General features: G+C 68.8%; 19 protein-coding genes. 11 read left to right on the top strand and 8 right to left on the bottom strand.

Features of this window, described 5'->3' with window-relative positions:
- Positions 1-349 precede the first annotated feature (349 nt).
- Positions 350-5,353 carry a PE family protein gene (locus G6N09_RS20230; protein ID WP_163752666.1) on the top strand — a complete coding sequence of 1,668 codons (5,004 nt, stop codon included), beginning with the start codon at positions 350-352 and terminating at the stop codon, positions 5,351-5,353.
- A gap of 84 nt (positions 5,354-5,437) precedes the next feature.
- Here G6N09_RS20230 and G6N09_RS05020 read toward each other — a convergent pair whose 3' ends face one another.
- Positions 5,438-6,358, bottom strand: coding sequence for a class I SAM-dependent methyltransferase (locus G6N09_RS05020; protein WP_083026805.1), 921 nt, complete (start codon positions 6,356-6,358; stop codon positions 5,438-5,440).
- Between the two features lie 5 nt (positions 6,359-6,363).
- A complete protein-coding gene (locus G6N09_RS05015; RefSeq protein WP_083026771.1) occupies positions 6,364-7,287 on the bottom strand; it encodes a class I SAM-dependent methyltransferase in 924 nt (307 codons plus the stop codon).
- 335 nt (positions 7,288-7,622) lie between these two features.
- Between G6N09_RS05015 and secY the strand changes: the two genes are divergently transcribed.
- The 7 genes from secY (at position 7,623) to G6N09_RS04980 (ending at position 13,440) form a co-directional block, all read left to right on the top strand.
- Positions 7,623-8,954, top strand: coding sequence for a preprotein translocase subunit SecY (gene secY / locus G6N09_RS05010; RefSeq protein ID WP_083026770.1), 1,332 nt, complete (start codon positions 7,623-7,625; stop codon positions 8,952-8,954).
- Positions 8,951-9,502 carry an adenylate kinase gene (locus G6N09_RS05005; protein WP_083026769.1) on the top strand — a complete coding sequence of 184 codons (552 nt, stop codon included), beginning with the start codon at positions 8,951-8,953 and terminating at the stop codon, positions 9,500-9,502. The genes secY and G6N09_RS05005 overlap by 4 nt, the downstream gene beginning before the upstream one ends.
- On the top strand, positions 9,503-10,318 hold the full coding sequence (map, locus tag G6N09_RS05000; protein WP_083026768.1) for a type I methionyl aminopeptidase: 816 nt from the start codon (positions 9,503-9,505) through the stop codon (positions 10,316-10,318).
- A gap of 134 nt (positions 10,319-10,452) precedes the next feature.
- Entirely contained in the window at positions 10,453-11,610 is a 1,158-nt protein-coding gene (locus G6N09_RS04995; RefSeq protein ID WP_234807055.1) for an FAD-dependent oxidoreductase, read from the top strand.
- 12 nt (positions 11,611-11,622) lie between these two features.
- A complete protein-coding gene (locus G6N09_RS04990; RefSeq protein WP_083026767.1) occupies positions 11,623-12,282 on the top strand; it encodes a DUF4389 domain-containing protein in 660 nt (219 codons plus the stop codon).
- Entirely contained in the window at positions 12,269-12,952 is a 684-nt protein-coding gene (locus tag G6N09_RS04985; RefSeq protein WP_083026766.1) for a class I SAM-dependent methyltransferase, read from the top strand. Before G6N09_RS04990 ends, G6N09_RS04985 begins: the two co-directional genes overlap by 14 nt.
- Positions 12,949-13,440 carry a hypothetical protein gene (locus tag G6N09_RS04980; protein WP_083026765.1) on the top strand — a complete coding sequence of 164 codons (492 nt, stop codon included), beginning with the start codon at positions 12,949-12,951 and terminating at the stop codon, positions 13,438-13,440. Before G6N09_RS04985 ends, G6N09_RS04980 begins: the two co-directional genes overlap by 4 nt.
- A gap of 33 nt (positions 13,441-13,473) precedes the next feature.
- Here G6N09_RS04980 and G6N09_RS04975 read toward each other — a convergent pair whose 3' ends face one another.
- The 4 genes from G6N09_RS04975 to G6N09_RS04960 are packed head-to-tail and all read right to left on the bottom strand — an operon-like array spanning position 13,474 to position 18,260.
- Positions 13,474-15,972, bottom strand: coding sequence for an ABC transporter permease (locus G6N09_RS04975; protein WP_083026764.1), 2,499 nt, complete (start codon positions 15,970-15,972; stop codon positions 13,474-13,476).
- Complete coding sequence (locus tag G6N09_RS04970) at positions 15,969-16,691, bottom strand: ABC transporter ATP-binding protein (protein ID WP_083026803.1); 723 nt, start codon at positions 16,689-16,691, stop codon at positions 15,969-15,971. Before G6N09_RS04970 ends, G6N09_RS04975 begins: the two co-directional genes overlap by 4 nt.
- A 20-nt stretch (positions 16,692-16,711) precedes the next feature.
- On the bottom strand, positions 16,712-17,212 hold the full coding sequence (locus tag G6N09_RS04965; protein WP_083026763.1) for an isoprenylcysteine carboxyl methyltransferase family protein: 501 nt from the start codon (positions 17,210-17,212) through the stop codon (positions 16,712-16,714).
- 4 nt (positions 17,213-17,216) lie between these two features.
- Positions 17,217-18,260, bottom strand: coding sequence for a type III polyketide synthase (locus G6N09_RS04960; protein WP_083026762.1), 1,044 nt, complete (start codon positions 18,258-18,260; stop codon positions 17,217-17,219).
- Positions 18,261-18,383: 123 nt separating this feature from the next.
- Here G6N09_RS04960 and G6N09_RS04955 point away from each other — a divergent pair, with 123 nt between their 5' ends.
- A complete protein-coding gene (locus G6N09_RS04955; protein ID WP_083026761.1) occupies positions 18,384-18,893 on the top strand; it encodes a MarR family winged helix-turn-helix transcriptional regulator in 510 nt (169 codons plus the stop codon).
- A gap of 12 nt (positions 18,894-18,905) precedes the next feature.
- On the opposite strand, the gene G6N09_RS04950 is transcribed toward G6N09_RS04955, so the two are convergent.
- Together G6N09_RS04950 and G6N09_RS04945 are read right to left on the bottom strand one after the other, a co-directional pair.
- A complete protein-coding gene (locus G6N09_RS04950; protein WP_083026760.1) occupies positions 18,906-20,165 on the bottom strand; it encodes a GAF domain-containing sensor histidine kinase in 1,260 nt (419 codons plus the stop codon).
- Positions 20,162-20,812, bottom strand: a complete 651-nt coding sequence (locus tag G6N09_RS04945; protein WP_083026759.1) for a response regulator — start codon at positions 20,810-20,812, stop codon at positions 20,162-20,164. The genes G6N09_RS04950 and G6N09_RS04945 overlap by 4 nt, the downstream gene beginning before the upstream one ends.
- A gap of 200 nt (positions 20,813-21,012) precedes the next feature.
- On the opposite strand from G6N09_RS04945, the gene G6N09_RS04940 reads away from it, so the two are divergent.
- Together G6N09_RS04940 and G6N09_RS04935 are read left to right on the top strand one after the other, a co-directional pair.
- A complete protein-coding gene (locus G6N09_RS04940) occupies positions 21,013-21,546 on the top strand; it encodes an HAD family hydrolase (protein ID WP_083026758.1) in 534 nt (177 codons plus the stop codon).
- Between the two features lie 55 nt (positions 21,547-21,601).
- A complete protein-coding gene (locus G6N09_RS04935; protein WP_083026802.1) occupies positions 21,602-22,258 on the top strand; it encodes a L,D-transpeptidase family protein in 657 nt (218 codons plus the stop codon).
- Positions 22,259-22,260 lie beyond the last annotated feature (2 nt).

Raw genomic sequence — 22,260 nt, 5'->3', positions numbered from 1 at the left:
GCCCGGCGGCGTCGCCCGGACCGGGGCGGCACCGCTGCGGGATCCCGCAAGAGGGCGCGCGCAGATTATCTCTGGGGGCCTCGTATTGGCAAATAGTGGGGTTGGTATGTACGCAAGATTACCTATTTGTGGCAACGGTCACATGTGCCGGTAAAGCATGATGTATCCCATATGGTCCATCTCTCAATTTCAGCGACTTCCCAGGTAAAGCATGGTTTATCGCCCCACGAGGCGATATGTGAACCGAAATTTCAATTCGTGGGTGTTGCCAATGTCGGCTAGCTTGCAGCGCGGGTGAGCCAACTTATAACGCGTCCTCCAAATCAGCTGAGTGGACGGTTAATTGGGCGTGAATTCGGAAATTGAGGCATTCGGCATGGAACAGAGTCGTGAGAGTCGTCTGGGTGGTCGTTCGCGTGGCTTCGGCCGCCGGGTGGCCGGGGCAGGCAGCGCGGTCGGCGCATTTCTGGCGTTCGGCGTGGGCCCGGTCGCGGGCGCCCCGTCCGCCAACGCCGACTTCGACGACCTGATCATGGAGCCGATCCTCGAGATGTTCGACTCGTGGTCGGTCGACACGTCCACGTGGTTCACCGGATCCACCGACGACCTGTTCGCCGGCGCCGCGTTTGACTCCAGCGTCTTCGCCTTCGACCCCACCCAACCGCTGGGCCCGTGGGTCGCTGAGCTGGACCAGCTGCTCTATTCCGGCTTCCAGAATTACGTCTACCTGCCGTTGTACGCCATCAGTCAGGACCTGATGGGCTACGCAGAGCCATTGCTCAACGTGGTCAATCAGCCGTTCGTCGACCTGTTCGGCCGCGTGTTGATCGGAAACGGCATCGACGGCTTCGACGGTGTCAACGACTCACTGCTGGGTAGCTCGGGCCTGTTCGGCAACCTCGGCGACGGTGGGTTCCTGTTCGGTGATGGGGGCGCCGGTCTCGCCGGTAGCGACCTCAACATCGACGGTGGGTTCGGCGGTGCGGCCGGCCTGATCGGCAATGGTGGCGCCGGCGGCGCCGGGTTCGACGGCCTCGCCGGTGGCGATGGCGGCAACGGTGGCGACGGCGGTGTCGGCGGCTGGCTGCTGGGCAACGGCGGCCTGGGTGGTGCAGGTGGCATCGGTGGAATCGGCGGTGGTGCCGGTGGTTTCGGTGGCGCCGGCGGCGCGGCGATCTTCATCGGCAATGGCGCGGCCGGTGGTGCCGGTGGTGCGGGTGGCTTCGGCGGCGACGGTGCCGACGGCGCCACCTTCGGGGCCAGCGGTGAGAACGGCGGCTTTGGCGGTTTTGGCGGCAACGGTGGTGTCGGCGGCCGGGCGGGCCTGCTGTTCGGCGCCGCGGGCAATGGTGGCGACGGCGGTATCGGAGGCAACGGTGGTGCCGGCGGCGACGGGCAGAACGGCCTGCACGGCACCAACGCCGGCGGCGCGGGTGCCAGCAGCGGCCTGGCCGGTCAGGACGGCATGGACGCCGGCAATGGCGGCAATGGCGGCAACGGCGGCACCGGCGGTAACGCCGGCAAGGGCGGCGCAGGCGGATTCCTCGGCGTCCACCCGGCGGGTGCTTCCGGCGCCGCCGGGGCGGGCGGCAGTGCTGGAGACGCGGGCAACGCCGGTAACGGCGGCAATGGCGGCAATGGTGGCAACAACGGGACGGGTCTGTCGGCCGGTGACGGCGGCAACGGCGGAGCCGGCGGCGACCGCGGCCTCGTCGGCGTCGCGGGACTGGGCGGCTTGAACAGTGACGGCAGCCGCGCCGCCACCGGCGCGGACGGCGCGGTGGCGATCAGCGGTGGCAACGGTGGTCACGGCGGTAACGGTGGTAACGGTGGCCTCCTCGCCGATGGCCAGGGCCAGAACGGTGGCGCTGCCGGAGACGGCGGTGCCGGGGGCCGGATCGGTGATGGCGGCAACGGCGGTAATGGCGGCAACGGCGGCGACAGCGCCGCCGGTGCAGACGGGGGCAACCCGGGCGATGCCGGTGTGGACGGCAAGGTCGGCGGCTACGGCGGCCAGGGTGGCAACGGTGGTGACGGCGGACGCGACGCCGGCAACTCCGGCAACGGCGGCAATGGCGGCAACGGAGCCGACGGCGGTGACGGTGGCGCCGGGGCCCACGGTGCCGACGCCGTCTTCGCCGGCCAGGACGGCCAGGACGGCGGCCACGGCGGCAGCGGCGGTGACGGTGGCGCCGGTGGTAACGGCGGCAATGCGGGCGTGGTCTACAACGGGGTGGTCGGGCTCAATGGCAACGGCGGCGACGCCGGCAACGGCGGAAACGCCAACACGCCGGGCAACGGCGGCAACGGTGCTGCCGGAGACGCGGAGAACCCCGACGGTGGCCGCGGTGGCGACGGCGGCAACCCCGGCACGGCGGGCAATGCCGGTGTCGCCGGCGTGCATGGCACCGGGGGCAACCCGGCCAGCGGTGTGAATGGTCTTGATGGCGTCGCCGGCACGGGTGTCTCGGGCATCCACGGCAATGGCGGCAACGGCGGCGCAGGGTACGACGCGTCGAGTGACCCGGACGCAGTGCCGGGCGCCGACGGCGGTGCCGGTGGTGCCGGTGGCAATGGTGGCTTGATCGGCAACGGCGGCGACGGCGCGGCCGGCGGCAGTGGCGCGCTGGGTCTGGTGGGCGCCGACGGCGACGTGCCCGGTGCATCCGGGGGAACAGGTGGTGCGGGCGGCGCCGGCGGCGCCGGCGGCGCCGGCGGCAACGGTGGCGCGCAGGCCGGTGACGCCGGCAACGGTGGCAACGGCGGCAACGGCGCGACAGGTGGAATCGGCGGTACGGGCCAAGACGGTGCCACCGGGGTGGCCGGCGTGGACGACGGCGCGGGCGGCAACGCCGGCGACGGCGGTAGCGGCGGCGCGGGCGGCAACGGTGGCGTGGGCGGAAATGCCGGTACCGCGGCCAACGGCAACGGCGGCACCAACGGTGACGGCGGCAACGCCGGTGACGGCGGCAACGCCGGCAATGCCGGCAACGGTGGAACCGGCGCCGCGGGTGACGCCCTCAACCCCGACGGCGGTAAGGGTGGTGACGGCGGTAATCGTGGCGAGGTCGGCCTGGGCGGCACCGGTGCCGGGGCTGGAACCGGTGGCAGTGGCGGTGCGTCCGGAAGCGACGGCGCAGCCGGTGCCGAGGCCACCGCGGGTGGCAACGGCGGTAATGGCGGTCGAGGCTTTGACGCCACCGATCCAGGAACCGACGGTGGCAATGGTGGTGCCGGCGGCAACGCCGGAGCCATCGGAATCGGTGGTGACGGTGGCGCCGGAGGTAAGGGCGCCAACGGCCTCGCGGGCGTGACCGACGGCAACGGCAACGGCACCCTCGGCGGTGACGGCGGCCAAGGCGGCAGCGGTGGCGCCGGTGGTGCCGGCGGCACTACCTCCGGCGACGCCGGCAACGGTGGTGTCGGCGGGGCCGGTGGTGTCGGTGGTGTCGGCGGAAGCGGTGCCAACGGCACCGCCGGAGTCGACGCGACGGTTGCAGGCGGTAGCGGCACGGCCGGTGGCGATGCCGGTAACGGCGGCGTCGGCGGCACCGGCGGCGGTGGCGGTAATGGCGGTGTCGGCGGCACTGCCACCAACGGCAACGCCGGACAGGCCGGCGACGGCGGTATCGGTGGCGCGGGCGGCAACGCCGGCAACGCGGGCAACGGCGGCGTCGGTGGTGCCGGTTTGGGCGGCGGTGCTGGTGCGGCAGCCGGAAACGGCGGCGACGGTGGCGACGGCGGCGTGCGCGGCACGGCCGGAGCCGGTGGGCAGGGTGGCACCAGCGGTGATGGAACCACTCAGGCGGCCAGCGGCTCCGCGGGTGCCAACGCGACCGGCGGTGATGGTGGCGCCGGCGGCAAGGGCGGCGCGGCGACCAGCTCCAGCCAGACCGGCGGCAACGGTGGTGTGGGCGGCAACGCCGGCCCCGACGGCCGCGGCGGCAACGGCGGTGCGGGTGGCAACGGATTCAACGGCGCCAACGGCACCAACTCCACCAACCCTGCGGTTGACGGCACCGATGGAGGCAACGGCACCGCGGGCGGCAACGGTGGTGCAGGCGGCCTCGGCGGCACCAACACCGGTGTCGGCGGCAACGGCGGCGCCGGCGGTGCGGGCGGCAACGGCGGTAACGGCGGCCACGGCAGCAACGGCACCATCGGTGGCAACGGTACCGCCGGGAACCCGGATGGTTCCGCCGGCGGCAACGCCAGCAGCGGTGGTGACGGCGGCAACGGCGCCACCGGCGGTAACGGCGGCGTAGCCGGCACCGGTGCCAGCGGCAGCGGCACCGCGGGAGCCGGTGGTAAGGGCGGCAATGCCGGCAACGCCGGCAATGCCGGCAACGGCGGCAACGGCGGCAACGGGATCCAGACGAACACCACCGGATCCGGTGCACACGGCGGCCACGGCGGCAACGGTGGCAACGGTGGCGACCGCGGCACCGCGGGAACTGTCGGGACTGGCGGCATCGGTGGTAGCGGAACTCAAGCCGCGAACGGCACTGCCGGATCGACCGGCACTGGCGGCGATGGCGGCAACGGCGGTAACGGTGCCAATGCGACCAGCACCGGCCAGTGGGGCGGAAACGGCGGCAAGGGCGGCAACGCCGGCGCCGACGGCAACGGTGGCAACGGCGGAGACGCCGGCAAGGGTGCCAATGCCCCCACGAACTCCGGCAAGGCCGGAGGCGCGGGATCAGCCGGTGAAGGCGGCACGCAGGGCGGCAACCCCAATGGCGGCAACGGTGGTACCGGCGGCTCCGGCACCGGGATCGCCGGTAAGGGCGGCACCGGCGGCAACGGCGGCACCGGCGCGAACGCGGGCGACGTGCCCGGCCAGGCGGCGGGCACCGGCGGCACCGGCGGCACCGGCGGCAACGGCTCCAGCGGTGCCGATGGTGGCTATGGCGGTAGGGGTGGCGACGGCGGCCTCGGTGGCAGCAACTCCGGTAACGGTGGTAGCGGCGGGAAGGGCGGTGACGGCGGGAACGGCAGCAATGGCGGCGACGGCGGCGCCGGCGGTAACGGCGCCAGCGGCGGCGCCGGCAGTGTGACCAACCCCAACGGCGGCGCCGGCGGCAACGGTGGCAAGGGTGGCGACGGCGGCGACGGTGGCAACGCGGCCGGCGGCAACTACGGCGGCAAGGGCGGTGCGGCCAACAACCCCAACGGCCAAACCGGCAGCGACGGCGCCAACGGTGCCAACGGCCGGCCGGGTGACCCCGGAAAGGCGGGGCCTGGTGGCGGTGCGGGCGCCGGTGGCGCGGCGGGCAGCCCCGAGGGGCAGGCCGGCCCGCCCGGACAGCCGGGCGAGGGCGGCAAGGGCGGCGGGGTCATTCCTCCCGGCTGATAGCCAGGGCTGCCGCGCGACGACGATGGCCGCCGGTCCCTCGGGACCGGCGGCCATCAGCGGTTTCTCGGGGTTGAGCGCTCGCTAGGTGCGAACCGCCTCGATCGCCACCGAATTGCGCATGCGTGCCACGATGTCGCCGTCGGGGAAGCTGCGGCCGTAGCCGGCGAAGACCGCTTCCCGGGTGCGTTCGCCGACCTGCCAGCCCCGCTCATTCAGGTACGCCCCGACGGGGTGGCGTTCGCCGGCGTACACCAGGTTGGCGATGTCGAGATCAAGGCCCTGGGAGGCGAAACGCTGACCCAACGACTGGTTTGCGTCGCCGAGAGCGGCGGCACCGTCGGGGTGGTATTCGGTAGCCAGCCGGCTGCCTGGGGCACTCAGTGCGGTGATGTTGTCGAACAGTCGGTCCTGCGCCTCCGGCGGAAGATAGATGAGGAGGCCTTCCGCGCTCCATGCGGTGGGCTGTGTCTGGTCAAAACCGCTGTCGCGCAGGGCCGCCGGCCAGTCATCGCGGAGATCGACGGCCACGGTGCGGCGACGAGCGGTCGGCTGGGCCCCCAGATCGGCCAGCGTTCGAGTCTTGAACTCGATCACCTCCGGCTGGTCGATCTCGTAAACCGTGCTGCCCTGGGCCCAGCCCAGCCGGTAGGCCCGCGAGTCCAGGCCGGCGGCCAGGATGACGGCCTGCCGGATGCCCGCCGCCGCTGCCTGCAGGAAGAAGTCGTCGAAGAACCGGGTGCGGACCGCCATGACCGCGGTCATCGGCCCGGCGGCGGTCTCGGCCTCGGCGGCCACCGCCGGCTCCAGCGTGCCGTCGATCAGCTTGGTGAAGAAGTCGATGCCGACCGCCCGTACCAGCGGTGCCGCGAAGGGATCGGAGATGATCGGCTGGGCTTCGTCGGTGGCCATCGCGCGCGCCGCGGCCACCATGGTGGCGGTGGTGCCCACACTGGAGGCCAGGTCCCAGGTGTCGCCGGAGAATCGTGTGCCGGTGTTCTCCATCTCCGTCACCCCCGGACCGCGCTGATGTAGGCCAGTCTGCCGAACACGGAGTCGGCGTCGTCCGCAAGTGGCGGCACGCCGTACTCGGCGAAAAGTTCGACGACGTCGTGGCTGTCCACCCGCCAGTTGTGTCCGGCCAGATACCTGCCGGCTTCATTGCGATCCCCGAAATAGAGCAGTTCGGCCATGTCGATGTCGACCCCGTGCCGTCGCATCCGCTCGGCGGACTCCTGCATGCGCAGGCGCGCCTGCGCTTGGCTGTCGGTGTCCAGGCCAGGGGTGCTCTCGGTGGCCATACGGCTACCTGGTGCGCTCAATGCGGTGACGGTGTCCAGGAGGCGGTCCTGCGCATCCGGGGGCAGGTAGGCGAGCAGTCCCTCGGCGCTCCAGGCGGTCGGCTGTGCCGCGTGGAAGCCCGCTGCCCGCAGCGCTGCCGGCCAATCCTGACGCAGGTCGACAGCCACGGTTCGCCGGTCTGCGGTCGGCTCCGCCCCCTGCTGCGCCAGCACTCTCGTCTTGAATGCGATCACCTCGGGCTGGTCCACCTCATAGACGACGGTGCCGGCCGGCCAGTTGAGCCGGTAGGCCCGCGAGTCCAGTCCCGAGGCCAGGATGACCACCTGGTGAATCCCGGCGGCGGTGGATTCGGTGAAGAAATCGTCGAAGAACCGGGTGCGCACCGCCATGTTGTCGGCCATCCGGGCCATGTTCATCGGTCCCTCGTCGCCGAGGTCTTCGGGCGCGAGTTCGCCGCTGGCCAACCTGCTGAACAGGTCCAGGCCGACCGCGCGCACCAACGGCTCGGCGAACGGGTCGTTGATCAGGGGGCGCTCGGCCCGGCTGGCGATCGCACGGCCCACGGCGACGCCGGTGGCAGTGATGCCCACGCTAGAGGCCAGGTCCCAGCTGTCGTTGTCAGTACGTGCCATGCTGCGTACTCCATTCTCTCTGTCGCTTCGCTGTCTCATGTCGTCCGGGCAAACAAACGCCCGAGCAGTTAGTTAGTGCATTTAACGAGCTGTCGGCGACTGTACGCCGCCAGGCTGATCGCGGGCTGGGAGTGCCACCGACGGCGGCCCGGCCCGCGGTGCGTAGCTGTTACTCTCGTAGACTGCTGACGCGCCTCAAGACACGCGTGGCCTCGTCGTCATCGGCTGGCACGTGGACGCGACAACGCAGGACTAACCCAGGACTAACCGGGGCTGGGACACCAACAGCCCATTGGAACGCCGCGACCGGACCTCGGCTGCGCAGGAGGAGAAGAGTGTTCTCGGCTTTCATCTCAGCGCTGCGGACGGTTGACCTGAGGCGCAAGATCCTTTTTGCGCTGGGCATCATCGTGATCTACCGGCTGGGTGCGGCCATCCCGTCGCCCGGGGTCGACTACCAGAACGTGCAGCAGTGCATCAAGGAAGTCAGCGGTGGCGACGCCGCGCAGGTGTACTCGCTGATCAACCTGTTCTCCGGCGGCGCGCTGCTTCAGTTGACAGTGTTCGCGATCGGCGTGATGCCCTACATCACCGCCAGCATCATCGTGCAGCTGCTCACCGTGGTGATCCCGCGTTTCGAAGAGCTGCGTAAAGAAGGCCAGTCCGGCCAGAACAAGATGACGCAGTACACCCGGTACCTGACCGTTGCGCTGGCCGTTCTGCAGGCCACCAGCATCGTGGCGCTGGCCGCCAACGGCGGCCTGCTGCAGACCTGCAGCCTGCGCCACGACATCATCGCCGACCACAGCATCTTCACCCTGATGGTCATCGTGCTGGTGATGACCTCCGGCGCGGTGCTGGTGATGTGGCTCGGTGAGCTCATCACCGAGCGCGGCATCGGCAACGGTATGTCGCTGCTGATCTTCGTCGGCATCGCCGCCCGCATCCCGATCGAGGGCAAGACCATCCTCGACGCCCGCGGCGCCGTGGTGTTCACGATGGTCCTGCTGGCAGCCCTGGCCATCGTGGTCGGCGTGGTCTTCGTGGAGCAGGGCCAGCGTCGTATCCCCGTGCAATACGCCAAGCGCATGGTGGGCCGGCGGATGTACGGCGGTACCTCGACCTACCTGCCGCTGAAGGTCAACCAGGCCGGCGTTATCCCGGTCATCTTCGCCTCGTCGCTGATCTACATTCCGCAGCTGATCACCCAATTGGTTCACAGCGGCAGCGCCAACCCCGGTAACAGCTGGTGGGACAAGTTCGTCAGCACCTACCTGTCCGATCCGTCGAACTTCGTCTATATCGCCCTGTACTTCGGTCTGATCATCTTCTTCACGTACTTCTACGTGTCGATCACGTTCAACCCCGACGAGCGTGCCGACGAGATGAAGAAGTTCGGTGGCTTCATTCCCGGCATCCGGCCGGGCCGCCCGACCGCGGACTACCTGCGCTACGTGCTCAGCCGGATCACCCTGCCGGGCTCGATCTACCTCGGCGTCATCTCGGTGCTGCCCAACCTGTTCCTGCACATGGGAAGCTCGGGCACCGTTCAGAACCTGCCGTTCGGCGGCACCGCGGTACTGATCATGATCGGCGTCGGCCTGGACACGGTGAAGCAGATCGAGAGCCAGCTCATGCAGCGCAACTACGAAGGGTTCCTCAAGTGAGAGTCGTACTTCTGGGACCGCCGGGGGCAGGCAAGGGCACCCAGGCGGTGAAGCTCTCGGAGAAGCTGGGCGTCCCACAGATCTCCACCGGTGACCTGTTCCGCCACAACATCGCCGAGGGCACCGAACTGGGCAAGCAGGCCAAGCAGTACCTCGACGCCGGCGACTTGGTGCCGCCCGAGCTGACCAATGCACTCGTCGAAGACCGGCTCGACCAGCCCGATGCCGCAGAAGGATTCATCCTGGACGGCTACCCCCGCTCGGTGGAGCAGGCCGAGGCGCTGCACGCCATGCTGGAGCGCCGTCAGACCCAGCTGGATGCGGTGCTGGAGTTCCGGGTCACCGAGAGCGAACTGCTCAAGCGACTCAAGGAACGTGGTCGCGCCGACGACACCGCCGACGTCATCCACAACCGCATGATGATCTACCGCGAAGAGACCACGCCACTGCTGGACTACTACCAGGACGAACACGACCTGCACGTGGTGGATGCACTCGGCACGCTTGACGAGGTGTTCGCCCGCGCACTCAGCGCACTGGGGCAATAGGTGGTCGGGTGGGCGAAGCGGCGCAAAGCGGTGCCGCATCGCAGCCCCGGTGAGCTCGACGCGATGGCCGCGGCCGGCGCCGTCGTCGCCGCCGCCCTCGCCGCAGTGCGCGAAGCGGCGGCCGTGGGCGTCTCGACCCTGCAACTGGACGAGATCGCCGAAGCGGTGATCCGGGACGCCGGCGCGACGCCGTCATTTCTGGGCTACCACGGATTCCCGGCGTCGATCTGCAGCTCGGTCAACGACCGGGTGGTGCACGGAATCCCGACGGCGACCGACGTTCTGGTGGCGGGCGATCTGGTGTCGATTGACTGCGGCGCGATCCTGGACGGCTGGCACGGCGACGCCGCGGTCACCTTCGGGATCGAGACGCTCAGTGCCGCCGACGAAAACCTGTCCGCGGCCACCCGGCAGGCGATGGAGGCCGGAATCGCGGCGATGGTGGTGGGCAACCGACTCAGCGACGTCTCGCACGCCATCGAGATGGGCGCCCGGGCCGCGTCGGCTCAGTTCAAGCGCTCCTTCGGCATCGTCGCCGGTTACGGCGGACACGGCATCGGCCGGCAGATGCACATGGACCCCTTCCTGCCCAACGAGGGATCGCCGGGCCGCGGACCGCTGCTGGTGGCCGGCTCGGTGCTGGCTATCGAGCCGATGCTGACCCTGGGAACCGACCAGACCGTCATCCTGGAGGATGAGTGGACGGTCGTGACCGCCGACGGCTCACGCGCCGCGCACTGGGAGCACAGCGTTGCGGTGACCGAGGACGGTCCTCGAATACTGACGATCTCCCCCGAGGTGCCCGCCGCGAGCTGATTTCGCGGCGCGGTGAACCATTCCTCCGGTTCAACCGTGTCACCACGGTGAGGGTGCGAGCCGAGACCCCGCCACCAGTTTTGCGTGTCCTGGTGGTCGGCGCGGGCGTGGCCGGGCTCGCCCTTGCCCGCGGCATGCTGCGCGACGGCCACGACGTCACAGTCTTTGAACAACGGCCCCACCTGCAGTCCGGCGGCGGCGCCGTGACCATCTGGCCCAACGGTGCGACGGTGCTGGACCAACTGGGCGTGGACATGGCCGGAGCCGGACAGGAATTGTCGGCGGTGCGGGTCATGACGTCCACCGGTCGCCGGCTCGCCACGCTCGACGTGGCCGCAATGGCGCAGGGGCTGGGCGCGCCCGTCCGGATGGTGCCGCGCCGGGTCCTGCTGCAACGCCTGGTGGAGGATCTCCCGGCCGAGCGCATCAGGTACGACGCGCAGGTGGTGGGCGTCAGCGGTACCGACAGCGCGGCCCGGATCGACTTCGCCGACGGCAGTTGCATCGACGGCGACCTGCTGATCGGCGCGGACGGTCTGCACTCCATGGTGCGAGAGCACGTGGGCGCTCCACCGGCCGAGTCCACGGGCTGGTGCAGCTGGCAGGGATTGGTCAGCCTGCCGCGCCCGGTCGAGGACCCGCGGGCGGCGCTGATGATCGTGGGCCGGCAGGGCAACCTCGGACTCTGGCCGGCGGGCGGATCCGAGTTGCAGTGGTGGTTCGACCTGCCCTGGTCGCCGGATTTCGTCCGGCCGCCATGCCCGATCGACCTGATCCGGGCACGGTTTGAGGGCTGGTCCGATCCCGTCGACCAGATGCTGGCCGTTTTGACCGATGCCGACCTCGCTGGTTCGCCCTACCCGCACTTTCGTCACCCGATACCCGGAGCGGGCCGTGGTGCACTCACTCTGGTCGGCGACGCCGCACACACGATGCCGCCCACGATGGCGCAGGGCACCAACCAGGCGCTGCTGGACACCATGGTGCTGTGCAGGACACTGGCGAGGCTGCGCACAACGTCGGGAGTGGAGCTGTCGCGCGCGCTGCGCCGCTACGAGCAGGCCCGTCGCCGCAAGGTGGCAGCGGTGTCGCGGATGACCGCGCTGCAGTTGTCCCACAGTGAGATGGTGCTGCGGCCCGCGGCCTGGATCCCGGACCGACTGCACACCTGGGGGCTGACCCTGTTTCTGCGCTCGGTCAGTCATCGCCGGATGGCGAGCGAGATCAACCGTAGCCTCGGACTGGCCGGCGCGGGCCAACCCGCCGGCCGGACAACCGACCGCCGCCACTGAGGAGGGTCGACGATGTCGCTTCCCGCACCTGACGATCCGGCCCCCGGCCCCGGCGAGCGGCCGCCGGCCGATCCGGTGCGGGTACGCGGCGCGTTCGACAGTCCATCGCGCTGGCTGTGGCTGATCAAATGGTGTGTGCTGGCCACGCCGCACTATCCGATCCTGTTGGTCCTGTATCTGGTCTATCTGCCGCTTACTGTGATCGCCGGCGTCGCGATACTTATCTCCGGGCGCTATCCGCGCCCGCTATTCGACTTCAATGTGGGCGTGCTGCGCTGGTCCTGGCGCGTCATGAACTACCGGTTTCCGATGAACAGCACCGACCGGTACCCGCCGTTCACCCTGGCTTCGCGGCCCGACTATCCGGCCGATCTGCAGGTCGACTATCCCGACCGGCTGGACAATCGGACGGTGTTGGTCAAGTCGTGGTTGTTGGGTTTGCCGCAGGTCCTGATGTGCTGGGCCTTGGAGCCGGTGCTGCAGTTGTTGTGCGTCATCACGGCGTTGACGTTGTTGATCACCGGAACCATCCCCGCCGGCATGTCCGATCTGTTGCTGGGGATCGTTCGCTGGCGCTATCGGGTGGCGGTCTACGTCTCGTTGATGCGTGACGAGTACCCGCCGTTCCGGTTGGATCAAGGCGAGCGGTGGGCGACCGATGGCGCGGCGTAACCCGTTGTTCCCGTATGTGTATCGGTTCGGAATGCCGTTCTTCGATCGATTGTTCTATCGCCGCTACCGCCGAACTGCGATGAGCGCAGCCACCGGCCGGCTGTTGATGATCGGATTGGGGCCCGGCGCCGACCTGATGTTTCTTCCCGCTGCGGTGACGACGGTCGCCGCCGTCGAGCCGGAGCCGGCGATGCGCCGGATGGCGACGGCCCTGGCGCGCCGCCGCGGTATCGCGGTGGACATCGTCGACGCGGTCGGTGAGTCGATTCCTTTTCCGGACAACAGCTTCGACTCAGTGCATGTGGGCCTCGTGCTGTGTTCGGTCGATGATGTCGCTGCCACCCTGGGTGAGATCCGCCGGGTGCTGGCCCCCGGCGGCCGGCTGGTGGTGCTCGAGCACGTCCGCGGCGAGGGCGCAATGGGCCGTTTTCAGGACCTGATCGCGCAACCGTGGGCGTGGCTGTCGTCGGGCTGCCGGCCCAACCGTCGCACGCTGGATGCCATCGCCGCAGCGGGATTCGACACCGCTGGCCTGTCCAGCATCCGGCGCAGCCCGGTGCCGCCGCCGTGTACGCCACAACTTCAGGGGTTCGCCACCGTGCTGCCGCAGCCGCCGCTCGGGGGTGGAAGTGAATCAGGTAACGGCGAGAGATCGGAGTTCCCATCATGAGTAAAACTGTTGCTACACAACGTCGAGTCGGCCTGGTCGGCCTGGCGGTCACCCTCGGGCTGGCCTCCACGGCGCTCGGCGCGCCGGTCCACGCCGAGGGTGGTGGTCGCACCGCCGGCCCCGACTCCTGGTTCGTCAGCGACGCCGGTGATCTCGGAGCTGCGCTGTTCGGTTCGGTCGATGATCCGGATTTCATCAGTCGCACCACCGATTTCGGTCTGTTCACCCTGACGTCGGCGGCCGACCCCGACGACGACAACTACGTCGCAGTGGTTCTGCAAACTGCGTGGTTCACCGACATCCTGACGTCGGGAACCGACCCGGAGGACAACCTTGGATTCGGGGCCGCCAGTATCGGGGTCGCCGGGGAGACGGTCAACACCTTCATCGTCCCGGGTTGCCCGGACCTGGACAGTACGTTCGCGCTGCCGTTCACCGACCCGTTCGCCGAGCTGTTCACCGACCTGATCCAGCTTGGACTCGTCTGAGGCATCCGACGTTCGGACGCCTGCGGAACCAAGCTATTCCGAGGCGACCGCGTCGATGATGTTCAGGCGGGCCGCTCGCCGCGCGGGCGGCACCGAACCGAGCAGGCTGATCGCCACCGCGCCGAGGGCATAGGCCGGAGCCACCGGGGTCGGATGGAACGTGACGGTGAAATTCATGATCTCGGCACTGACCAGGCTGTAGAGCCACTGATCGGTGAGTCCGATCACCAGCCCCAATAGGCCGCCGACCACGCCGATGCCCGCTGCTTCGGCCAGCACCATCTGCATGGTGAAGCGGCGGTTCGCGCCGATCGCCCGCAGCACTCCGATCTCGCGGCGCCGCTCAAGCACCGACAGCGTCAGCGTGGTGAACAACGCCACCGCGGCCACGAACACCACGATGAGCAACACCGCGTTGGCGATCACCATGCTCTGACGCAGCGGAGCTTCGAGACCGGCCAGTGCGGCACGACCGTCGTAGACGTAGTTCGGTTCGGGGACCACGTGGCGAATGTCGGCCATCAGCCGCGTGTGATCGACCCCGTCTGCGGCGCTCACCTGCAGCGTCGTCACGGCCGGGCGATCAAACCAGGAACGGAGTTGGTCCAGCCCGATCCCGACTGTCCCGATGACCGTGGAGAAGTAGGGCACCAATGCGAGCACCTCAGCCTGGCGTGGGCCGCGTGGCGTCTGGAGGTGCAGTTTGTCGCCGACCCGCACGTCCAGCGTCGCACCCAGGTTCTGCGACAGCACCACGCCCCGCCCGGCGAGCACGTCGCGGCGTGTTGGGTCGTCGAGTGCCCGGAACAGCGGGTCGGCCGATCCGGGGGAGAACCCGTCGAGCATCACCCGAGTGCCGCCGATCACCGCGAAACCGTGGGCGCCCGGGCTGACCTGCGCCACGCCAGGCACCCCGGCGACCTGCTCCTGCAGGCCCTGTGGCAACGCGTCGGTGGCAAAGCTGTCGGGGGCATTCGCGCTGACCCAGATGTCTACCTCGGCGACGGGGGCGAAGATGGTGCGCGCCGAGGCGATCATGTCGTTGTTGGTCCCGGTGATCACCACCGTGGTGACCACGGCGATCAGCACGGTCATCAGGGTCGCCCAGACCCGCCGCGGCGCGCGTTCGATGGTGGCCGCCCCGACCGCGCCGGCTGTGCCGAAAACCCGGGCAGCTGCGGCCGCGGCGGTTACCAGAGCAGCGGTGAGCGCGAATCCGAGCGTGATCTCGGCGCAGAACACCGCCATCATCGCCGCCAGTGACGTGGTGCCGCGATGGGCGACGACGATCGCCAGCGACACCGCGATCACTACCACCGCAGCGATCCCACTGACTATCCGCAGTCGGCGCGGTACGGCGTCGGCCGCAGAGGCGCCGACCGGAGCCAATGCCTCGATCGGCGACACCTTGTAAACCTGCCGCGCCGCCATGGCCGCCGCGGTGACGCTGGCCAGCACCGTGGCGGCGACCGCGACAGGCAGGGCGTAGCCGGGCAGCCAGTATTCGACCCGCGCTTCGAGCCCTTGGGTGATGGCCGGCGGCAGTCGGCGAATTGCCAGGTGGCCCAGAAATATTCCCAAGGCCGCTCCGAGCGCGCCACCGAGCACACCGAGGACCGCGGCCTCACCGATCAGGTCAGCGACTATGGTGGCCCTGCGGCCGCCGATAGCGCGCAGTGTCGAGATGACCGGGCGGCGTTGGGTGATCGCCATGGTCATCGTGGTGTAGACCAGGAATGCCCCGACCACCAAGGCAACTGCGGCGCCCATCAATGCCATGTAGTTCATCAGGCGGACGCCGTCGCCGGCCCGAGTCGCGCGCATCCGTGGCTCGGCGACAACCGCGCGCCCGTCGACCGCCGCGGCCACCGCGGTACGCACCGCGGCGAGGTCTGTCCCCGGCTTGGTGGTGATCAGGATCGAATCGAGCTGACCTGTCCGCCCGGTGATGTTCTGCGCCAAGGCAAGTGGCGCCAGGATGTAGTTGCCGCCGTTGAGGTCCGCCAGATGCTTTCCGGTGAGTACCTGCGACACCGTGACCCAGGTCGTGCCCAGCCGGAACCCGTCGCCCCTGGCATGACCGACACTCGGCCCGACCTGCACGCCGCCCGGTGTCTTTGCCGATCCGCCCGGAGGATGGGCGAGGGCGTCTGCCAAGGCCCCGGCCAGCTCGACGCTGCTCGCATCTGCGCCGAACAACAGCATGGTTCCGGTAGGCGTGGACATCGCGGTCCGAATCAGCGGTGCGGCGGTCGCGACGCCGGGGACGGCCACCACGTCGACTGCCACCGAGGCCGGGAATCCGGCGTCGGTGACGCCGGACACCTCGAGACTGGCGATCCCGGCTATTCCATCGGAGAGCCGGGTCACCGATCCGGTGATCGACCCGAAGATGCCCAACACCGCAACGAGGTACATCGAGGACACCGCCATGACGGTGATCGCGGCGAGAGTGCGCCGCCGGTGGACTAGAAGTTCGCGCAGACTTAATAGCCGCAGGCGGCTCGCGGTGGCGGCTAACGCCCCCGTCATCGCCGGACCGCAGCCCGTTCATCGTTGCGCAGTCGATCGCCGTGGTCAGAACCGACTCGGCCGTCCTGCAAGCTGATCACCCGGTCGGTAGCCTGCGCGGCATCGCGATCGTGAGTCACCATCACCACCAACCGGGATCGGCCGCCTTCGTGCGCCACCTCGGCCAGTAGCCGCAATATCGAAGCGCCCGTTGCCGAATCCAGGTTGCCGGTGGGTTCATCGGCGAGGATCAACGACGGATCCATCATCAGCGCGCGTGCTATCGCGACGCGTTGCAATTGCCCACCCGAGAGTTCTGCGGGTCGATGCTCGATCCGGTTGCCGAGACCGACCCGCCCCAACAGATTTATCGCGTCATCTCTGACCCGGTCCAGCCGGCTGCCGTCGAGGAGTTTGGGGACCGCCACGTTCTCCCACGCCGACAGTGTCGGAAGCAGGTTGAAGAACTGAAAGACGAACCCCACCCGGTGACGGCGAAACGCCGACGCCTGCTCGTCTGAGAGACGTCCGATCTCGGTGCCGTCGAAGATCACCGAACCGCTGTCGGGGGAGTCCAGTGCGCCCAGCAGGTGCAGCAGTGTGCTCTTGCCCGCTCCGGACGGCCCGACGACAGATACGAACCGTCCGCCGTTGAGCTGCAGGTTGATTCGATCGAGAGCACGCACGCGTTGGCCACCGATGTGATACTCGCGCACGACGTCGCGCAGTTCGATGGTCAGCTCCCGCGGGCGTGCTCCGCTCACGTGTAGCCCAGAGCTGAGTTCTCCAGCCGGATCCGAACCCGCAGCAGTGCGGCGTTGGCCAGCGTGAACACCGCAGCGGTGAGCCATGCGGTGTGCACCAGCGGCAGTGCCACGCCCTCGATCACCACCGCCACGTAGTTGGGATGCCGCAGCCAGCGATAGGGGCCCCGCACCACCAAGGGGGTGTCGCGCAGCACGATCACCCGAGTGTTCCAGCGCCGCCCCAAAGTCCGCACACACCACCAGCGCAACACCTGACTCAACACTGTCAGGGCCAACATCGGCCACCCCAGCCAGCCCAGGAATGGGCGGTGTAACAGCCATACCTCGGCCGCGCAGGCGATCAGAAATCCGCTGTGCAGGATGACCATGACGGGATAGTGCCCGCGGCCGAACTCCTTGCCGCCGCGCGCAAAGGCCCATTTGGCGTTGGAGTTGGACACGACCAACTCCACCAGGCGTTCAAGTCCGACGGCCAGAATCAACAGGTAGTACATGCAGCTACCAGCTCAGCAGCACGAGTTCGCAGCAGAATCCCGGACCCATAGCGACCATCAGGCCGAGTGAGCCGGGGGGCGGTGGCTCGGCCATGGTGGCCCGCAGTACGTCGAGTACCGAGACCGAGGAGAGATTTCCGTTCTCGCGCAGCGATTTCCGGGTTCGGTCCAGCGCATTCGCGGGCAGATCAAGCACGTTCTGGACCGCCTCGATGACCTTCGGTCCGCCGGGATGGCTGACGTAGGTGGTCACATCATCGGGGGACAGCCCGCAGTCGGCCAGAAAGTTGCGCACATCTTCGGCCAGGTATTTCTCGACGACGGTGGCGACTTCGACAGACAGCTTGATCCGGAAGCCGTTGGTACCGATGTCCCAGCCCATCACGTCCTGGGTGTCGGGGTAGAGCCGGCTGCGGGTCGCCAGAACCCTGGGACCGGCCGGATGGCGGTTCGCCCCGGTCGCGATCACGGCACCGGCGCCGTCGCCGAAGAGGCTGGCTGCCACGAAATTTGCCATCGAGCGGTCGTCGCGCTGGATGGTCAGCGAGCACAGTTCCACCGCGACCAGTGCCGCCACCTGGTCGGGGTAGGCACGCAGGTAGTCATACATCCGCGCCACCCCGGCAGCGCCGGCGACGCAGCCCAACCCGAAGAGCGGCACCCGCTTGACGTCGGGCCGCAACCCGACTCTGGCCGCCAGTCGGGCATCCAGTGTGGGCACGGCCAGACCAGTCACCGTCGTCGAGAACACGACGTCGACATCGGCAGGCTTGAGTTTCGCGGCGTCCAAAGACCGCAGCAGCGCCTGCTCGGCGAGGTCGAGTGCGACATCGATGAAGATGTCGTTGGCCTCGCTGAAACCGGTCAGTTCGGCATACCGTGACAGCGGCAATGCCAGATGGCGGGAAGCTACGCCGCTGGCGTCGAAGAACCGCCGAAATTCCGGGCCGGCGAAATCGCCCAGCGCCTCGGCCGATTCCGCCTGGCTGTAGCGGTGAGCCGGGAATTCAATGGCTACCGCGGCGAGTGACGGTGTTCTGAGGGTCATGTCGGGGTCACGTTTCCGAATGCTCAAGGGTTCAATTGCACTCTATGCCGTGATGTCGTGAAAATGCGGCCGTTCACGCACTGCTGAGCGGTCCACGGCCTCCGGTGCGGTAAGAAAAGGAGCGTGGCAGTTTCTCGTCCCTCCGGCGACTCCGACCCGATCGCGCTGGCCCGCGCCAACTGGGAGCGGGCTGGTTGGAGTGACGTGGCCGACGGCATGGTGGCGGTGACGTCGGTGATGCGCGCCCATCAGATCCTGCTGGCCCGGGTGGAGGCGACACTGCGGGCCTACGACCTGAGCTTCTCCCGGTTCGAGCTGCTGAGGCTGCTGGCGTTCAGTCGCTCCGGAGCGCTGCCGATCACCAAGGCGTCCGACCGGCTGCAGGTCCACGTCACCAGCGTCACGCATGCGATCCGTCGGCTGGAGGCCGCCGGCCTGGTTGAGCGGCTGCCGCATCCCACTGACGGCCGAACCACCTTGGTGTCCATCACCGAGCTGGGCCGCTCGACGGTGTCTGCCGCGACGGACAGCCTCAATCGCGAGGTGTTCGCCGATGTCGGTATGTCGGAACAGGAATCCCGGGCGCTGTCTTCGGCGATTGAGACGTTGCGACGCAACGCCGGGGATTTCTAGTTCCCGGGCGCCTTAGCCGTCGGAGTCGCGCGGAGCGGGCGACGGTATCGGGATGGTGGCGGTGACGGTGGTGCCTGCCCCCGGGCGCGACCGGATGTTGAGCCGGCCACCGACCAGCTCGGCGCGTTCGGCCATCGACAGCACGCCATAACCACCCATCTCATCGCCGCCCACCGGGTGCTCGAAGGTGTCGAATCCCACGCCGTCGTCGACGATCTCCAGCCGAGCGGTGTCGGGAGAGGCGATCACCGCGTAGCCCAGCCGCACCGTCGTAGCGGCCGCGTGTTTGACCACGTTCTGCAGGCCCTCCTGCGCTATCCGGTACAGCGCCAGCTCGATGTGCTCGGGCAGCCGGGTCTCGGCCAGATCCAGCTCGATGGTCAGTTGGGGGATCGACCGGGCAAGGCTGGCCAGCCCACCGGACAGGCCCAGGTCGTCGAGTACCGGTGGCCGCAGCCCGCTGATCGCTACGCGGGTCTCCTGCAGGGTCAGCCCGGCGAGCTCCCGGGCGGCTTCGAGTTGCGTCGACGCCTCGTCGGGGTCGTTGCCGACCGCGCGGGCCGCGGCGTCGAGCCGGTAGGACAACGTCACCAGGCGCTGCGAGATGCCGTCGTGGATATCACCGGCCAGCCGGCGGCGCTCGATCTCCTGGGCCTCGATCACCTGCTCGACGAACAGCTCGTGGGCACGCTCCCTCGCGACCAGCTGCCGGTGCAGGCGGGCCTGGTGCATGGCCCCGGCGATCAATCGACCGATGACCCGCAGCAGCTCGACGTCGCCCGGAGTGAAGTCGCGCCGCGCCACGGTGTGCACGTTGAGCACACCCACTAGCCCGCCCGGATCGGTCTCCATGGGCACCGACACCATCGACGTGAAGTCACGTCCGCGCAGCGATTCGATCGGCAGGTACCGCGGATCGGCCTCTTTGTCATGGCTGATCACCACCGGCTCGCGGTGACGGGCCACCCAGCCCGACACCCCCGAACCCAGCGGCAGCCGGATCTTGCCCACCTCGGTGTCGAAGGGTGGGGTCGCCCCGGTCAGGGTCAGCGAGCGCTCGGTGTCGTCGAGGACGTGCACGAAGCAGACGTCGGTGCCGGTGGCCGCGGTGATCATCCGGGTCGCGGCGGCGGCCAGCGGTTCGACTCCCGGGCCGCTGGAGGCGGCCTGGATGAGTTCTCGCAGCAGGGCCAGTTCATGGTTGGCATCGACGAAGTCCCGCACCGCGTTGGGTTTGCGGGTGCGTGGCCGGTTCGGGCCGGTGGAACTCACCGGTAGATGCCTTCGCGTAATGCGGTGGCGACCGCGCCGGTGCGGTCGGACACCCCGAGCTTGCGGTAGATCGAGCGGAGGTGGCTCTTGACGGTCTCATCGCCGATCACCAGCTTGGTGGCGATCCCGCGGTTGGACAGCCCGCTGACCATGTAGGCCAGGATCTCACTTTCGCGCTGGGTCAGCCCCTGTCGTGCGCCGGGCCAGAACTCATCGCGTTGCAGCCGCGCGGCGGTACCGGCGGCCCGCGCCGCCAGGCCGGGGTCGATCACCGTCTCGCCGCGGTGTGCCAACTCGATCTGATGCACCAGGTCGTCGCTGCTGATGCTCTTGAGCAGGTAGCCGCTGGCACCCACCCGCAGTGCCTCGAACAGGTACTGCTCGTCGTCGTAGACCGAGAGCATCACGACCTTGCGCTCCGGCTCACGCTCCCGCAGCGCCAGGCAGAGGTCCAGGCCGCTTTCTCCGCGCATTCGCACGTCGCACAGCACGATGTCGGGATCGGTCTGCGCGATCACCTCCAAGGCCTGCGCGGCGTTGATCGCCTGTCCCACCACGTCGACCCGGTCAGCGAACGCGGTCAGCATGGCGCGCAGGCCCTCGATCACCATCTCGTGGTCGTCGACGAGGACCAGGCGCACGGGCATAGCACGACAATAGGGCCCTGCGAAGCTGGGACCGCCGAATGAACCCGGTGGTTCGGCGAGGCTCGACGGAGTCGGCCCGTAGGGACGGCGGAGGAGAGGCGAAGCTGGGACCGCCGAATGAAGCCGGTGGTTCGATTACCCCGCCCGGATCCCCCCAATGGGGGAGGACACCCGAGCCGGTTTCCAGGACAGTGGCTGTTATGCAGATCACAACCGAACTTGCGACATGGACCGGTCCTGGCCGCCCGTTCCGGTGGGAACAGGTGCACCCGGATGCCGAGGTTTACCCCCTGCAGGCAGTGGTCTTCGATGTGGACGCCCTTGCCGACGCCGATGGTGAACCGCGCTCAGGCGTGGTGGACCTGGTGTTGAGCCTGTTCGCCACCGGCATCTGGGTGGCGGTGGTGGGTGCCGGCCCGCGCAGCTGGGTCCAGGCGCGGGTGCGGGAACTGATCGGCGACGGCATGGCCGAGACCGTGATCAGTGCCGATGACCTGACCGGTCCTGCGGGTGACGCCGAGCTCTACCGGCTGGCGCTGTGGGAGCTGGGCATCGTCGCGGGGGAGGCGCTGGTGATCGCCGGTTACGAGTCCGGGGCCCGCACTGCGGCTGCTATCGGCCTGCCGGCGATCTACGCGGGTTCCAGCCGTTACGACGGGCTGCTGGCCAACGGATGCCGGGAGTTGCAGGCGCAGCGGGTGGTCGCCCGCTTCAGCTCGCGTGCCGCCGGCTGATCCTGGGGGCCGGCGATATTTGACGCTGGCGCCACTGCTCATCGACGATGATGTGGTGCGTCGACTGGTGGTCCTGCTGTGTGCAGCGTGGTTTGCGCTGGGCGTGACGTCGGCTACGACGCCTCTGGCCGCGGCGACCGTCGAGCCGTGGTTCGGGGATGCGGTCGGCAATGCTACCCAGGTGGTATCGGTTGTCGGAGTAGGTCATTCGACGGCAAAAATCGATGTCTATCAGCGGACTCCCGCCGGCTGGGAGGCGGTCGCGGCCGGGATCCCGGCACACGTCGGCTCGGCGGGCATCACGCCGCAGACCAAAGAAGGTGAGCCGTCGACCCCGATGGGGTTCTACACGCTGGACTCGGCGTTTGGCACCGCGCCGAACCCCGGCGGCGGCCTGCCGTATGTGCAAGTCGGATCCGACCACTGGTGGGACAGCGACTCGAACAGCCCGACCTACAACACCATGCAGGTCTGCAAAAGAGCCCAGTGCCCGTTCAGCACGGCGGCCAGTGAGAACCTCAACATCCCGCAGTATCGGCACGCTGTGGTCATCGGTGTCAACAAATCCCGTACCCCCGGAGACGGCTCCGCCTACTTCTTCCACACCACCGACGGCGGCCCGACGGCGGGCTGCGTGGCCATCGATGACGCCACGCTGGTGAAGATCATCGCCTGGTTGCGGCCGGGCGCGGTGATGGCGATCGCGAAGTAGCC

Origin of the sequence: Mycolicibacter minnesotensis (genome assembly GCF_010731755.1) — a bacterium.
GTDB classification, from domain to species: domain Bacteria; phylum Actinomycetota; class Actinomycetes; order Mycobacteriales; family Mycobacteriaceae; genus Mycobacterium; species Mycobacterium minnesotense.
Note: the sequence above shows the minus strand (reverse complement) of the source record. Positions and strands in the feature narration are given on the sequence as shown.

Coding starts and splice junctions, on each gene's coding strand:
- G6N09_RS04985 (WP_083026766.1), top strand. CDS start 12,269: ATGGCGCGGCGTAACCCGTTGTTCCCGTATGTGTATCGGTTCGGAATG.
- G6N09_RS04945 (WP_083026759.1), bottom strand. CDS start 20,812: ATGCCCGTGCGCCTGGTCCTCGTCGACGACCACGAGATGGTGATCGAG.
- G6N09_RS04980 (WP_083026765.1), top strand. CDS start 12,949: ATGAGTAAAACTGTTGCTACACAACGTCGAGTCGGCCTGGTCGGCCTG.
- G6N09_RS04940 (WP_083026758.1), top strand. CDS start 21,013: ATGCAGATCACAACCGAACTTGCGACATGGACCGGTCCTGGCCGCCCG.
- G6N09_RS04995 (WP_234807055.1), top strand. CDS start 10,453: ATGCTGCGCGACGGCCACGACGTCACAGTCTTTGAACAACGGCCCCAC.
- G6N09_RS04990 (WP_083026767.1), top strand. CDS start 11,623: ATGTCGCTTCCCGCACCTGACGATCCGGCCCCCGGCCCCGGCGAGCGG.
- G6N09_RS04975 (WP_083026764.1), bottom strand. CDS start 15,972: ATGACGGGGGCGTTAGCCGCCACCGCGAGCCGCCTGCGGCTATTAAGT.
- G6N09_RS05020 (WP_083026805.1), bottom strand. CDS start 6,358: ATGGAGAACACCGGCACACGATTCTCCGGCGACACCTGGGACCTGGCC.
- G6N09_RS04960 (WP_083026762.1), bottom strand. CDS start 18,260: ATGACCCTCAGAACACCGTCACTCGCCGCGGTAGCCATTGAATTCCCG.
- G6N09_RS04965 (WP_083026763.1), bottom strand. CDS start 17,212: ATGTACTACCTGTTGATTCTGGCCGTCGGACTTGAACGCCTGGTGGAG.
- G6N09_RS05015 (WP_083026771.1), bottom strand. CDS start 7,287: ATGGCACGTACTGACAACGACAGCTGGGACCTGGCCTCTAGCGTGGGC.